At 70.1% G+C, this 14,066-nt stretch carries 9 protein-coding genes; 5 read left to right on the top strand and 4 right to left on the bottom strand.

The window, feature by feature from the left end; translation table 11 throughout:
• Window positions 1-412 precede the first annotated feature (412 nt).
• Window positions 413-3,382, top strand: a complete 2,970-nt coding sequence (locus ACIBK3_RS04475; RefSeq protein ID WP_399361757.1) for an RICIN domain-containing protein — start codon at window positions 413-415, stop codon at window positions 3,380-3,382.
• 189 nt (window positions 3,383-3,571) lie between these two features.
• Here ACIBK3_RS04475 and ACIBK3_RS04470 read toward each other — a convergent pair whose 3' ends face one another.
• A complete protein-coding gene (locus tag ACIBK3_RS04470; protein ID WP_399361755.1) occupies window positions 3,572-4,447 on the bottom strand; it encodes a helix-turn-helix transcriptional regulator in 876 nt (291 codons plus the stop codon).
• Window positions 4,448-4,727: 280 nt separating this feature from the next.
• Between ACIBK3_RS04470 and ACIBK3_RS04465 the strand changes: the two genes are divergently transcribed.
• Complete coding sequence (locus ACIBK3_RS04465) at window positions 4,728-6,164, top strand: MFS transporter (protein WP_399361753.1); 1,437 nt, start codon at window positions 4,728-4,730, stop codon at window positions 6,162-6,164.
• Window positions 6,165-6,398: 234 nt separating this feature from the next.
• Here the strand turns inward: ACIBK3_RS04465 and ACIBK3_RS04460 are convergent, their stop codons facing one another.
• The 3 genes from ACIBK3_RS04460 to ACIBK3_RS04450 all read right to left on the bottom strand — a co-directional run bounded on the left by ACIBK3_RS04460 (window position 6,399) and on the right by ACIBK3_RS04450 (window position 9,756).
• Complete coding sequence (locus tag ACIBK3_RS04460; RefSeq protein WP_399361751.1) at window positions 6,399-7,382, bottom strand: HpcH/HpaI aldolase/citrate lyase family protein; 984 nt, start codon at window positions 7,380-7,382, stop codon at window positions 6,399-6,401.
• Window positions 7,372-8,589, bottom strand: a complete 1,218-nt coding sequence (locus ACIBK3_RS04455) for a CaiB/BaiF CoA transferase family protein (RefSeq protein ID WP_399361749.1) — start codon at window positions 8,587-8,589, stop codon at window positions 7,372-7,374. The genes ACIBK3_RS04460 and ACIBK3_RS04455 overlap by 11 nt, the downstream gene beginning before the upstream one ends.
• Before the next feature lie 240 nt (window positions 8,590-8,829).
• Window positions 8,830-9,756 (bottom strand): LysR family transcriptional regulator, encoded by a 927-nt coding sequence (locus ACIBK3_RS04450; RefSeq protein WP_399361747.1) that lies wholly within the window; start codon window positions 9,754-9,756, stop codon window positions 8,830-8,832.
• Window positions 9,757-9,936: 180 nt separating this feature from the next.
• On the opposite strand from ACIBK3_RS04450, the gene ACIBK3_RS04445 reads away from it, so the two are divergent.
• From ACIBK3_RS04445 to ACIBK3_RS04435, 3 genes are all read left to right on the top strand, one after another.
• Window positions 9,937-11,388, top strand: coding sequence for a CitMHS family transporter (locus tag ACIBK3_RS04445; RefSeq protein ID WP_399361745.1), 1,452 nt, complete (start codon window positions 9,937-9,939; stop codon window positions 11,386-11,388).
• 165 nt (window positions 11,389-11,553) lie between these two features.
• Entirely contained in the window at window positions 11,554-12,987 is a 1,434-nt protein-coding gene (locus tag ACIBK3_RS04440; protein WP_399361743.1) for a prolyl oligopeptidase family serine peptidase, read from the top strand.
• Between the two features lie 64 nt (window positions 12,988-13,051).
• Window positions 13,052-14,038, top strand: a complete 987-nt coding sequence (locus ACIBK3_RS04435) for a triacylglycerol lipase (RefSeq protein ID WP_399361742.1) — start codon at window positions 13,052-13,054, stop codon at window positions 14,036-14,038.
• The last annotated feature ends 28 nt before the right edge of the window (window positions 14,039-14,066 follow it).

Here is a 14,066-nt window from a genome sequence, read left to right as displayed (position 1 = left end):
AGTGGCTTTATTGAAGGCCGGACATCTCCTCGACGCATTCACGACAGGGGCCTGCATGTCCTTCAGTGATCAATGACGGCCGGGGTGACCCGTACTTGAGCGACCGAGAACTGGCACGTACCGGGAGCCGCTGTCACCCGTCCGCCCGCACGTGAACGGTGCTCGACGACACACTAAGCCGGGCTTTCTCTCATCCGCCGGCCGCTTGAGTGACGACGTGGACTGCCAGGCGTCAGGGCCGGAAGCAAGTCAGTCCCCGATCACATCCGCCACTCCGGCATGCGCGCCAACGCATTGCACAGCCATGGATGTTAGCGCTCACATTTCCCGGATCCGACACCGAGAGGTACTCATGCACGAGCACAGTCCGCCGCCGCGCCGTAGACGTTTCGCATCGTTGTTCGCGTCTGTCGTGGCGCTGCTTTCCGCCGCCCTGGCGACGCCGCAGCCGGCGTCCGCCACAACGGTCTCGGACATCAACGGGTTCACCGCGGGCAACGCCGCGGTCAGGTCGGTGGACCTGGCAGGAACGTGGAGCTTCACGCCGAAGGGCCGCGCGGCGACGTCGATCACCGTGCCCGGCGGCGGCTGGTACAAGCAGGGCTTCACCGACGTGAACGAGGCGACGTACTCGCGCACCATCACCGTGCCGGACACGGGGCAGCCGCAGTCGGCGTGGATCGAGTTCGGCGCGGTGAACCATCAGGCGACGCTGTCGGTGGACGGGCAGGTGGTCGCCACCCAGACCACCTCCTTCACCCAGTCGAACTTCGACATATCCGCCTTCGCCGCCCCCGGCACCACCCACACGATCAGCGTGAACGTCAAGGGCCGCTATGCCCTGACGAATGGGAGCCAGACCCTGGTTCCCGACGCCGCCCAGTGGTCCGAGGCGATCCCCCAGGGCATCTACCGTTCGGCGTTCCTGCGCGTGTATCCGGCGGTGTACGTCAGCGACACGTTCGTCCGCACCTCCGTGGCCAACCAGACCCTCACCTACGACGTGTCCGTGACGAACACCTCCGGCAGCTCGCGGTCGGTGACGCTCACCGGCTCGCTCGCCTCGGACAACGGCGCGTCGTTCAGCTACCCGTCGCTGCCCAGCAAGACGGTCACCGTGGCCGCCCACTCGACCGCCAAGGTGACGGTCGGTCCGGTGGCGTGGAACCTCGGCTCCACCTCGTACTGGTGGCCGAACGTGCCCTACCAGTCCGGGTACCGGGCCCAGCTGCACAAGCTGTCAGTGCACGCGTCCACCGACGACGGGCGCACCAGCGACGCCACCTACCGGTTCGGTTTCCGGGAGACCACCCAGAACGGCGAGTACTACTACCTCAACGGCGTGCGCGTGAACTTCCGCGGTGACAGCCTGCAGGGCGCGGATTACGACCGGATCGACAACGGCGGCAAGGGCGACGCCTACGACACGCTGCCCGGCTTCCTCGCGCCGTCCACGGGCAACGGCGGCTGGCCGAAGGCGGTCGACAACTACCAGCGGCTCAACTACAACGTGGTCCGCATCCACCAGGAGCCGGCCAGCCCCTACATGCTCGACGTGGCCGACGAGATGGGCCTGATGGTCATCGACGAGACCGCCATCCGCGGCACCTGCAGCTGCCAGGACTTCGTCGCCGGGCACGACAACATGGTCAACCACGCGAAGGCGCTGACGCTGCGTGACCGCAACCACCCGGCGATCATCCGCTGGAGCCAGAGCAACGAGGCGGATTACAGCAGCTTCGACTCCGAGTCGTTCGAGAAGGACCTGTACGCGGCGATGAACGGCAACGACGGCACCCGGCCGGTCAGCGTCGACACCGGCTCGGCCACCAACCCTTACCCCAACATGCTGAACGGCAACTTCGCCGTCTTCTCCCACTACATCGACGGCATCGGCACGTACGGCGAGGCGCGTGCCAACCTGGCCGGCCGGCCCGACGGTGAGGGCGAGTACGTCTGGAACGCCTCCAACACCAAGCAGGGCTTCGAGTGGTTCGCCACCGCGACGGCGGCCAAGCGCGGCAAGGACGCCAGCGACCTGCGCCCCTACACCCTGCTGTCCGGCTGGGCCAGCTTCGTGCCGGGCGTGCGGACCACCGACTTCACCCCGGAAGAGGGTGGCCACCCCGTCTACGGCGTGGACAACCTGTCCGACCCGTGGAGCAACCCGCAGATCCAGCGGATCCAGGCCGCGTTCAACCCGGTCGCCGCGATCGACCTGCCCTACTGGTCGGCCTCCGGCCAGTCGGACACGAACGGCACCTTCCCGCTCCCGGAGAAGGTGGACACCTACAACTTCAACAGCACCGTCACCCGGAACATCACCGTCTTCAACGACGATTTCAGCAACACCTCCGTCACCTTGAACTGGACGGCGCGCCTCGACCAGCCCAACGGCACGGTCATCGCGTCCGGGAGCGAGCCCCTCACCGTCCCGCTCGGCTCCCGGGTCACCCAGCCGATCTCGTTCACCGCGCCGGCCAGCGGCAACCGGGTGTACCTGGTGCTGTCGACCACGAAGTCGGGCAGCACCACGTTCACCGACTCGGTGGAGTACCTCAACCTGGGCACCCCCACGACCAGTGTGGACGACGCCAGTTCCACGGTGACCTACGCCGGCGGTTGGGGCCACGCGAGCGGCGAGACCGGCGGCCCGTACGCCGGCACGAACTCCTACAGCAACGCCGCGGGCGACACGGCGACGCTGAGCTTCGTGGGTACCGGCGTGACGCTGCACGGCGTGACCGGGCCGAACCACGGCATCGTGGGCGTCTCCGTCGACGGCGGGAACGAGTCGCTGGTCGACGAGTACTCGGCGACGCGCACCGGCGACGTCTCGATCTGGAGCAGCCCCCGGCTCGCCTCCGGCACGCACTCCATCCGGGTGCGCGTCACCGGCACCCAGCGGTCCGCTGCGACGGGCGACTACGGCGTCGTCGACCGCTTCGAGATCGCCAACCAGCCCGTGGACGGCACGAACTACCGCATCGTCAACCGCAACAGCGGCAAGCCGCTCGCCATTGCCGGCAACTCGACGGCGGACGGCGCGTTGGCCGTCCAGACGACGGGTGGCGGCGCGTGGACCACGAACGCCGTCGCGGGAGGTGCGTACTCGCTGAAGTACGTCCCCACCGGCAAGGCGCTCGACGTCAACGGCTACTCCACGACCGTCGGGCTCCAGCTTCAGCAGTGGACGCCCACTGGTGGCACCAACCAGCAGTGGTACCTGCGGCCCACCGGCGACGGGTACTTCACCATCGTCAGCCACGACAGCGGGCTGGTGGCGGACGTGTACGGCTGGGACACCAGCGACGGCGCCAAGGTCGTGCAGTACACCGCCGGCGGCGGCGCCAACCAGCAATGGCAGCTGGTACCGGCGTGATCCGTTCCTCAGCCGTCACCCGCATCCTGACGGCTGAGGAACATGACAATGGCGTCGGCGGCGTACGCCCGTCCGCGCCTCGCGGATTGCGGGCACTCGGCCGCCTGCTTCTGGCCGGGCGGCGCGGCGCCTGAAACGGCATCGGCCGGGAGGGCCGTACCCTCTCCCGGCCGAACGGCGCAGTCGGCGTCACACCGTCGCGGAGGTGCTCTCGGCCTCCGGTGCGGTGACGCTGCCCAGCAGACGCAGAGCCGCCTCGGAGGGCGAGCCGGGCTCGGCCGTGTAGGCGATCAGGCGCTGGCCGGACGAGCCGGGGACGACGAGGTTCTCGAAGCTGAGGTCCATGGTGCCGACCAGCGGATGACGCAGCTGTTTCACTCCCGATGTGCAGGTGCGCACGGGGTGGCGGGCCCAGCGAGAGGTGAATTCCTCGCACCGCACGGTGAGTTGGCCGACGAGCTCGGCCAGGCGGCGGTCGTCGGGGTGACGGCCGGCGACCAGACGCAGCGAGGCGACGGATAGCTGGGCCTCCTCGTCCCAGTTCGGGTACAGGTCCCGGTACTGCTCGTCCAGGAAGAGCATCCGCGTCAGGTTGGGGCGGGCGCCCTGCGTGTCGGGGCTCTCGGGGGGCAGATGCCCGGCGAGCAGCGCGTGGCCCAGCCGGTTCCAGGCGAGGACGTCATTGCGGCGGTCGAGGATGAGCGCCGGTACCTCCGACATGGCCGCCAGCAGCTGCCGTGCCGACGCACTGGCGTACTCGACGCGGGGTGGAGCAGGGCGGGACGCGGCGGGGCGGGCGAGGGTTTTCAGGTGGGCGGTCTCGTCGTCGGTCAGGCGCAGGGTGCGGGCGATCGCGTCCAGCACGGAGTCCGAGGCGCTGATGGCGCGGCCCTGCTCGAGGCGGGTGTAGTGGGTGATGCTGACGCCGGCGAGCATGGCCAGCTCCTCCCGGCGCAGGCCGGTGACGCGGCGGCGGGTCGGATGCGGCGAGATGCCGACGTCTTCCGGACGCACCGCGGCACGGCGGGACTTGAGGAAGTCTCCGAGCTCGGATGGAGCGTCCATCGATGCCTCCGGTTCTTGGGCGTCCGGCCGCACGGCTTCCTGAGCACCGGTGCCCGGCGAGCGGCTGGTGATCCCTCCATGATGCCCGCCCACCGCGGAGCCCGTGAGCCGTAAGGGTGGTCATGTCATGACCACCCTTACGGTGGCTGCGCGAAACAGGGTTCTGGCTGGGAGCCCGAGCTGAGGCGAGCCTCTTTCCCGAGCGGTGCGTGACCGACGCCCGCGCACGACAGAAGCGCGAGAGATCGCGCGAGAACACGAGAGAAAGGGTCTCGGCCTCATGTCCGTCACTGAATCGGAGACAGCCGGCACAGCCGTCCGCTCAGCACCAGCCGTCCTCACTCCCCGGCTGCGGCTGGTTCTGGTGCTGCTGCTCGCCGCCCAGTTCATGCTGGCTGTGGACTTCTCCATCCTGAACGTGGCGCTGCCGGTGATCGGTGCGGGCCTGGGCTTCTCGCTGGGGCACCTGCAGTGGATCGGCACCGCGTTCGCCCTGTGCGCGGCGGGGTTCACCCTGCTGTTCGGCCGGGTCGCGGACCTGTTCGGCCGCCGCCGGCTGTTCCTCGGGGGGCTGGTGGTGCTCGGCGCGGCCTCTCTGGTGGGCGGCCTGGCGCAGAACCCGGAGGTGCTGATCGCGGCCCGGGTCTTCCAGGGCCTGGCCACCGCGGCGGTGACCCCCGCCGGGCTGTCGCTCATGACGACGTCGTTCCCCGAGGGCCCACTGCGGGAGAAAGCGCTCGGCCTCAACGGGGCACTGATGTCTGCCGGGTTCACCACCGGAGCGATCCTCGGCGGTGTGCTGACCGACCTGCTGTCCTGGCGCTGGGCGTTCTTCATCAACGTCCCTGTCGCCCTCGCCGTGCTGTTCATCGCCCCGACGGTCATCAAGGAGTCCCGGCCCGACGAGCGTCCGAAGCTGGACCTGCCCGGGGCTGTCAGCGTCACGCTCGGCCTGCTGGCCGTCGTCTTCGGCCTGACCCAGGCGGGTGAACGTGGCTGGGGCTCGTCGTCCGCGCTGCTGTCGCTGGCGGCCGGAGTGGTCCTGCTGATCGTGTTCTGGGTCGTCGAAGGCAAGGTGGCCGCGCCGCTGGTGCCGCTCAGCGTGCTCGGCAAGCGGTCGGTGGCCTGGGGCAATGTCGCCGGTCTGCTCGCGTTCCTCACCGAGACGTCCCTCGTCTTCCTGCTGACCCTGTACCTCCAGGAGGTGCTCGGCTTCTCCCCGCTCGCCGCCGGCCTGTCCTTCGGTGTGCTGGGCCTGGGAACGGTCGTCGGCGGCTGGGTCGCCCCGAAGGGCATCGGGAAGATCGGCAGCAAGCGGACGCTGATCACCGGCGGCATCCTGCAGACCGTGTTCACGGCCGCCCTGCTCGGCCTCGGCGACGACCGCTCCTGGATGTGGCTGCTGCTCGTGGCCACTTTCGCCGGCGGAGTCGGCAACATGCTCGTCATTGTCGGCTTCATGGTCACCGCGACCTCCGGGCTGGCCGATCACGAGCAGGGTCTGGCCACCGGGCTCGCGACCATGACCCAGCAGATCGGCATCACCATGGGCACGCCGATCATGAGCGCCATCGCCACCGCCGCGATGACCGGTACCGGTGGCGCGGCCATCCTCGGCGGTCTGAAGGTCGCGATCGCGGTGAACGCCGCCCTCGTGCTCTTCGGAGCCCTCACCAGCGCCCTGTTCCTGCGTGGTGCCCGGTCGAGCGCACAGTGACTCACGGCGGTACGAGCCCCACGGCGGCCTGACCACCGATGCCGGGGGCGGGTGACCCACGTCCCCACGAAGCCCACCGGGCGGCGCGGTGGCTCGACGCCGGGACGCGGGGACGCGGCGCCCCGGAGATCCTCGCCGCCGTCCGGCCGACGCGGACACGCCGGACGGCGGCCCGTCCGCGTGGCCGACGACCACCACAGACCACGGCCCGCTGGTAGCGGCGGCGTTTCGTGATCACGGGCCGGACGGCGGGAGTTCCTCAGCGGCGCGAACCGGCGCCCCGTGTCGTTCGAGGACAAGGCGTGCCGTGGCGGCCATGGCTTCGTCGACCATCTCACCCCGGAATGCCACAGCGCCCGTCCCGTCTCCCTGTGCCGCCTCGACCGCCGCGACCAGCTCTGCGCAGCGGGCGAGTTCGTCGGGGCTGGGAGAGAACACCTCGTTGATGACGGGGACATGGGAAGGGTGGATCGCCATCATCCCCTCGTAGCCGAGGGAGCGGTTCTGTTCGGCGAAGGCACGCAGCCCCGGCAGGTCGGCGATGCGCGTCCACAATCCGCTGACCGGGTGGGGCACTCCGGCCGCCCTGGCGTCCAGCAGGACACGGGAGCGCAGAGCCACCGTTTCGGTTCCCTCCGGGCTCCAGTGGTAGCCGACGGCTCGTTCCACGTCGCCACCCGCGGCGGTGAGTGCGCCCACGTAGGCGACGCGGGAGGCGGCTCGGGCGATGTCGTAGGCCTCGCGCAGGCCACGGGCCGTCTCCAGCAGGGGCACCAGGGCGACCCGCCCCGGCGACAGGCCCTGTTCCTGTTCGCACCAGTCCAGCAGCCGGTCGGCGAGCCTCACGTCCTGAGCTGAGCGGACCTTGGGGAGCACGATGCCGGTGAGCCCGGGCCGTACGATCGCCCGCAGTTCCTCGGCCCCCGCCCAGGTGTCCAGCGGGTTGACACGGACGAAGAGCGCCATCCGTCCCGCTTGACCGGTCGCCGCGGCGGCCCGGGCGACGGCGTCGGCCACCTGTGCCCGGGCGGCGAGCTTGCCGGAGGCGGGCACCGCGTCCTCCAGGTCCAGGATGGCCGCGTCGGCGCCCGCCGCCCGGGCCTTGGGCAGCCAGTCGGTTCTGGTGCCGGGGACGAAGAGCAGGGAGCGCAGCGGGGGCCGGTCGACCGCTCTCGTGTCCGCCTCGGCACGCCTCGCCGACGACGCCTCAGATGACATCGCTCTTCTCCAGGCGAGCCAGTTCGTCCGCACTGAGTCCGAGCCACTGCCCGTAGACGAGGTGGTTGTCCTGCCCGAGGGCGGGTCCCGTGCGCCAGACCCGGCCGGGCCGCTGCCGGAAGTGCGGGATCACCGCCTGCATACGCACCGGACCGAGGTCGGGGTCGTCGACGGTGACGATGTCCTCGCGTTCGGCGTACACAGGGTCGGCGGCGATGTCCGCGGCGTCGAACACCCGTGAGGCCACGACTTCGGCACGGGCGAACTCCTCCAGGCACTCACCGGTGCCGCGCTCCGCCACCCAGTTCCGCAGTCCCTCGTCCAACTCCCCGCGCCGGTCGTACTGTTGCCGCGCTGTGGCGAACTCCTTCTCGGGGAGTCCCAGCAGGCGGACGATGTTGAGGACCGAGCGCAGCGTCGCGGAGGTCACCGTGATCCACTCGCCGTCGCGGGAGCGGTAGGTGTTGATCACGGCCGCGGGGGCGACCGCCAGCTGATTGCCGGAGCGGTCGGGCACTTGTCCCAACTGGTCGTGGACGATGACCTGCCACTCCACGAGACGGAACAGGGACTCGAAGAGAGCGAGGTCGATCCACTCGCCGTCGAAACCGGGGTCGTGGTCACGGCGGTGCAGGGCGGCGAGGACGGCGTAGGCGCCCATCAGACCGGTCACGGCGTCGCCGTGCGAGAAGCCGGTGTGGACGGGTGGGCCGTCGGGAAAACCGGTCAGGTGGACGACTCCGCTGCGTGCCTCACCCATCTTGCCGAAGCCGGGGGCGTCCGCCTGCGACGATGTGGCGCCGAATCCGGAGATCTGCAGCAGTACGGCCCGGGGGTTGATCCGGTGCACGGAGTCCCAGTCGAGTCCCCAGCTGCGCAGGCGTCCGGCGCGCAGGGTGACGATGACGACGTCCGCCCAGGCGACGAGCCGGCGGGCGACTTCCCGGCCGGCCTCGTGGTGCAGATCGAGGGTGACCGAGCGTTTGTTGCGGCCGGCGACCTTGAACCACAGGGGGACGCCGTCACGTTGAGGCCCCATGGCGCGGGCCGCGTCTCCGGCGCCGGGGGGCTCCACGTGTACGACGTCGGCCCCTTGGTCGGCGAGCATCGAGCCCGCCAGCGGCCCGGCCACCACATGGGCGAACTCGACCACTTTCAGCCCGCGCAACTGCCCGCGTCCGGTGGTGTTCCGCTCGTCTTCCGACACCGATGCGCTCCCTCGCCCCTGCTGTTTCGCGTTGGCCCCCGGCTGCGTCGTCGGCGTTGTGCGGCACGGTCGTCGCCGTTCGGGGTCTTCCACATTGCAGGAGCGGGGAAATGCCTGTCGAGCAAAAAAAGGCCATCAATCAATGCGAAGAACGCATGAATGGGGAGGGGTTGGTGTGCGGGTGCGGCGGGTGTCCAGGGTGGTGCTCAGCTTCGGCCCCAGCCGCACCCCGGGCGGCTCTCATGCCCACGAAACCCCGGGCGGAAGGGGGTGGCCCTGGAGGCGGAACTCCTCAAGCGTCTCCAGGAACCGCTGCGTCACGACCGGGAGCGTTCGCCGAGCGCGCAGCGCGATGTCCAGGCGCCGGTCCACCACGGGTTCCACCAGAGGACGGCAGACGACGCGTCCGGCGCCCATGAGCGGGATCACGAGGGCGGGCATCGCCGACACCCCGAGTCCGGCGGTCACCAGTCCGCCCACGGTCGCGATGCTGCCCGCCTCGGCCGCCGGTGCCGCGTGCGCGTCGATCTGGGCGAACGCCGCGTCGGTGAGCCGGCGCACGCTCGAGTCGCGCCCGACGGCCAGGAAGGGCCGGCGAGCCAGGTCGTCCCAGGCGACCTCGTGGCGGTCGGCGAGCGGGTGGCCTTCCGGCAGCACCGCGACGAAGCGGTCCCTGACCAGGGGGCGGTGCTCCAACTGCTCGGGCGGATCCCCGACGGTGGTGATCGCGAAATCGGCGTCACCGGACAGGACCCGGTCCAGTACCAGCCGCTCCAGCCCGTCGAGGAGGCGTACCGCCACCTGCGGCCGCCGCTCGCGGAAGCCGGAGATCACCTGAGGCAGGAGCACCGCGGCGACCGAGGGCAGGGTGGCCACGGCGACCGTTCCCGACTCGCCGAGCAGGAAGCGCCTGAGTTCCTTCATGCCCGCCCGGTGAGCGGTGACGATCTGCTCGGCGATACGCAGGGCCTCGACGCCCGCCGCGGTCAACTGCACGTTACGGGTGTCCCGTTCGAGGAGTTGGACGCCGAGCAGTCGCTCCAGGTCCGCGACGGCGCGGCTGAGCGAGGACTGGGACACGTGCATCTCCGCGGCGGCCGCGGTGAAGCTCGCGGCCCGGGCGACGGCCGCGTATGCCGTCAGTTGTCGCAGGGTGGTGGCCTCCATGGCCGACGAGCATAGGCGCGCCCGCGCACATTGATGCGCTTATCGCATGGACAGATCTCGGTTTGATGCTGGACACCGATCCGGCAGTGCTCCGAAACTCTCGCGTAACACCTCGGCTTTGCCCCCGCCCAGCCCCGCCCACCGCCGCCGAGGGCCGTCCCCGAGAAAGCGAGCGCCGTCATGCTGGCAGCCCTGGGCTTCGCCACGATCGCCGTCCTCCTGCTGCTCACCATGACCAAACGCGCCTCGGTCCTGGTCGCTCTGATCCTGCTTCCGGTGCTGGCGGCGCTCATCGGCGGCTTCGCGAGCGATCTGGGCGAGTTGATTCTCGGTGGGCTGTCCAAGGTGGCCCCCACCGGCATCATGATCGCCTTCGCGGTCCTGTACTTCAGCCTGATGGTGGACGCCGGGCTCTTCGATCCCCTGATCCGCGGTCTGTTGCGTGCGGCGCAGGGGGACCCGTTGCGGATCACCGTCGCCACGGCCGTCCTCACGCTGTGCGTGGCCCTGGACGGCGACGGCGCCTCCACCTTCCTCATCACCGTCTCCGCGCTGCTGCCGGTCTACAAAAGGCTCGGCATGAATCCCCTGGTGCTGTCCGGAGTGGTCTGCCTGGGCGCGGGCGTGATGAACATGGTCCCCTGGGGTGGTCCGACCGTACGTGCCATGGCGGCGCTGAAGCTGGACAGTTCCGAGGTCTTCAACCCCGTGCTGCCCGCGATGGGCTTCGGTGTCGCCTGGGTGCTGGTGGCCTCGTACCTGCTCGGCCGCCGGGAGCGCAACCGTCTCGGCACGCTGTCCCCGCCGGGTCCGGCCACGGACCTGCCCGAGAGCGAGAACGAGCGGGGCAACCGTGAACCCGCCGCTTCGACGACGACCGTGACTGCCGCGACTGTCGCAGCTGCCGAGCCGAGCCGGCAGGTCACTCCCACGACGGCCGACGGGCAGGAGCGTCAGGCCCTTCGATCCCCCGGGGACGGGCCCGGCGCCGTCCGGGTCCCGCCGCTGCCGCGGACCTGGCTGAACATCTTCAATCTCCTGCTCACCGTCGCCCTCGTGGTCTGCCTGATCCAGGAAGTGCTGCCGCTTCCGGTGCTGTTCGTCCTCGGGTTCGCGATCGCGGCGCTGGTCAACCACCCCACCTGGGAACAGCAACAGGCGCTGCTCGACAAGCACGCCAAGAGCGTGGTCCTGGTCACCACGATGATCTTCGCGGCCGGTGTCCTCACCGGGATCCTCAGCGGCACCAAGATGATCGACGAGATGGCCGAGACGTTCGTCTCCGTCGTCCCCGACTCCTTCGGGTCGCACCTGCCCGTCGCGGTGGCCGTCACCGGCATGCCGCTGAGCCTGGTCTTCACCCCGGACGCCTACTACTTCGGGGTGCTGCCCGTGCTCGCCGAGACCGCGAACGGATTCGGCACGGACCCGGCCGAGGTCGCCCGGGCCGCCATTCTCGGCCAGATGACCACCGGGTTCCCGCTCAGTCCGCTCACCGCGTCCACGTTCATCCTGGTCGGCATGAGCGGTGTGTCGCTCGGCGAACACCAGCGCTTCATCTTCCGCTGGGCGTTCGGCACCACCCTCGTCATGACCGCGGGCGCCCTGGTGACCGGCGCCTTCCCCCTGTGACCGGTGTCCCGCCGACCGCGTACTCCCGGCAGTCACCGCGCATGCCGCTCAGGTCTGCGACGTGCCACCCGCCTCCGAAGTCCGGCGCGAGCCCGGAGCCGAGCGACCGGGGCCACCCACAGAGGCACCTGGTCCGGGTGCCCCCACCGACTGAGACGAGGACCCATGAGACGGATCACCAGACGTACGGTGCTCGCCGCCACCGCGGGTGCGGTCACGGCGCCGGCCGTGAGCTCGGCGACCGCCGAGGCCGCCGACCGCACGACAGCCACATCCGAGGGACGACAAGCGGCCTCAGGACTCAATCCGGTCCTGCGAACGGACCTCGTCACGCGGGTGACGCCGAGGAACAACTGGCTGGTGACGGCCGTCGCCATCCAGTACGCGCAGCGCATCGACCTACGCGGTGCGGTGATCCCACCCTCCGCCTTCGAGGTGCGGGCCACAGTCGGCGGGCAGACAGCGGCTCGCACGGTGACCCGGGTCTACTCCAGCACCGCCGCCGAAGTGGACGACCGGTCCCATCCCGGACGGCCGGGGGACCGCCTGATCGTCGAACTCGACCCGAACGACCCCAACGCGCGGGCTGCCGGCACCGATCCCCTGCCGCTCGACCGCGCGTACTCCGTCAGACAGGTGGCGGACGTACGTGCTCCGGGAGGTGAACCGGTGCTCAAGGCAGGCCCGTTCGCGAGCCGGAACGACGACGTCATCACTCCGGTGGCCGACGACTTCACCGCCGGTTCCTTCACCGACTCCGCGGGCTTCGAACTGGACTTCCGGCTGTACCAGCCCGCGGACTTCGTACGGAACCCTCGGACGCGCACGCGGTACCCGCTCGTCGTCACCCTGCACGGCGGTGGCGAAGTCGCGGACAACAACATGACCCAGCTCACCTCCAACCGGATCGCGGTCACATTCGCCACACCGGAACGACAGCGCCGTAACCCCGCGTTCGTCCTCTCTCCCCAGATCCCCCTGCCCCGTCCCATGGACGGACCCGACGGCACGGACTGGACCGACGCCAAGGTCCAGGCCGCGCTGAGCGAACTCATCGACACCTTCGTGCGCGAGCACTCCCGAGTCGTGGACACGGACCGGCTCTATCTCGTCGGACTGTCCTCGGGCGGTCGCGGTATCTACGGCCTGCTGGCGAAGCGACCCGACGTGTTCGCGGCCGCCCTGCCCACGGCCGGCTGGGGCGACCGGGCCACCATGGAAAAGATCACGCACATCCCGATCTGGGCCGACCACTCCGTCGACGACCCGGTCGTCCCCTACCGCGAGGGCCGGTTCGGCAAGCCCGGCACCTGGACACTGATGAACGCCCTGGAGACCGCGGGCGCGCGGGTCAGCCGAGGGGAGTGGGCCAACGATCTGCCGAAGGCGCAGTTCGAGGCCCGGTCCCGGGAGCTCCTGCGGCAGGCCCGGGCCACGCGCAGCCACGTACTGTTCACCAGCTACACGCCGGGCACGACACCGGTGAACCCACACCTCGCATGGGGCCAGACGTACGAGAACGACGTGGTCATCGACTGGCTCTTCGAGCAGTCCCGCCAGCCGTCCGGTGACCGCGCTCACACCGCTTTCCGGAGGTAGAACAATGCATTCACCCGGTCGCTCGACCGACACGACCGTGCCGTTACGGACCCGACCCCCTGCCGTGACGGCACTGATCGCACTGGTCACCGCCATCGGCTTGGCGCTGACTCCGCTGACGGCCGCCGCCCCGCCGGCGGCCGCCGCCGACCTGCTCTCCCAGGGCAAGCCCGCGACCTCCTCGTCCACCGAGAACGGGTCCATCCCCGCGTCGGCGGCGGTGGACGGCGACACCGGTACGCGCTGGTCGAGCACCCTTCAGGGCAACGGGATCCCGGCCCCGACGACCGCTTCCCTGGAGGCCACCAACGGGCCGCTGACCACCGCCACCTACACCGTGCCCCGTCCCGTCGGGTACGGCTCCGGCACGGTCACCTACCCGACGACCGGTGGCTCGTACCCCGGCGTCGTACTGATGCCGGGCTATCAGGGCACACAGCAGAACCTGCAGTGGCTCGCACCGCGCCTCGCTTCCTGGGGCTTCGTCGTCATCAACGTCGGAACCAACACCCTCACCGACGATCCCGCCTCTCGTGGCCGCCAGATCAGCGCCGCCGGCACCCAACTGCTCGCGCTGGGCAACGCCACCGGCAACCCGATTGCGGGGAAGGTCAACGGCACGCTCGGCGCGGTCGGCCACTCGATGGGCGGAGGTGGCGTCATGGCGGCCCTCCGGGACGACCCGCGCTTCCGGGCGGGCGTGCCCACGGCCCCGTACTACCCGAACGCGAACTTCTCCTCAGTCGCCGACCCCACGTTCTTCCTGACCTGTGAAAGCGACCCCGTCGCCCACGGCAACAGCTACGCGGTGCCCTGGTACAACTCCATGTCGCGGGCCGAGAAGCTCTACATCGAGGTTCCGGGCGACCATCTGTGCCCGATGACGGGCTACGGCGACAAGGCCAAGCAGGGCAAGTGGATCGTGTCGTTCCTCAGTCTCTGGCTGCGTGCCGACACCCGCTTCAGGCCGTTCCTGTGCGGTCCCGTCCGTGACGGCGACAAGAACAACCCCTCCCTGGTCACGCGCTGGATGGACACCTGCCCGTTCTGACCGGCTCGCTCGGAGTGCTCCGCGGCCC

The sequence above is a fragment of the Streptomyces sp. NPDC050287 genome (assembly GCF_044459385.1).
Taxonomy (GTDB): Bacteria; Actinomycetota; Actinomycetes; order Streptomycetales; family Streptomycetaceae; genus Streptomyces.
Note: the sequence above shows the minus strand (reverse complement) of the source record. Positions and strands in the feature narration are given on the sequence as shown.

What these genes read in the sequence shown, in the direction of transcription:
- ACIBK3_RS04465 (WP_399361753.1), top strand. Translation starts at nt 4,728, where the DNA reads ATGTCCGTCACTGAATCGGAGACAGCCGGCACAGCCGTCCGCTCAGCA.
- ACIBK3_RS04445 (WP_399361745.1), top strand. Translation starts at nt 9,937, where the DNA reads ATGCTGGCAGCCCTGGGCTTCGCCACGATCGCCGTCCTCCTGCTGCTC.
- ACIBK3_RS04450 (WP_399361747.1), bottom strand. Translation starts at nt 9,756, where the DNA reads ATGGAGGCCACCACCCTGCGACAACTGACGGCATACGCGGCCGTCGCC.
- ACIBK3_RS04440 (WP_399361743.1), top strand. Translation starts at nt 11,554, where the DNA reads ATGAGACGGATCACCAGACGTACGGTGCTCGCCGCCACCGCGGGTGCG.
- ACIBK3_RS04470 (WP_399361755.1), bottom strand. Translation starts at nt 4,447, where the DNA reads ATGGACGCTCCATCCGAGCTCGGAGACTTCCTCAAGTCCCGCCGTGCC.
- ACIBK3_RS04460 (WP_399361751.1), bottom strand. Translation starts at nt 7,382, where the DNA reads ATGTCATCTGAGGCGTCGTCGGCGAGGCGTGCCGAGGCGGACACGAGA.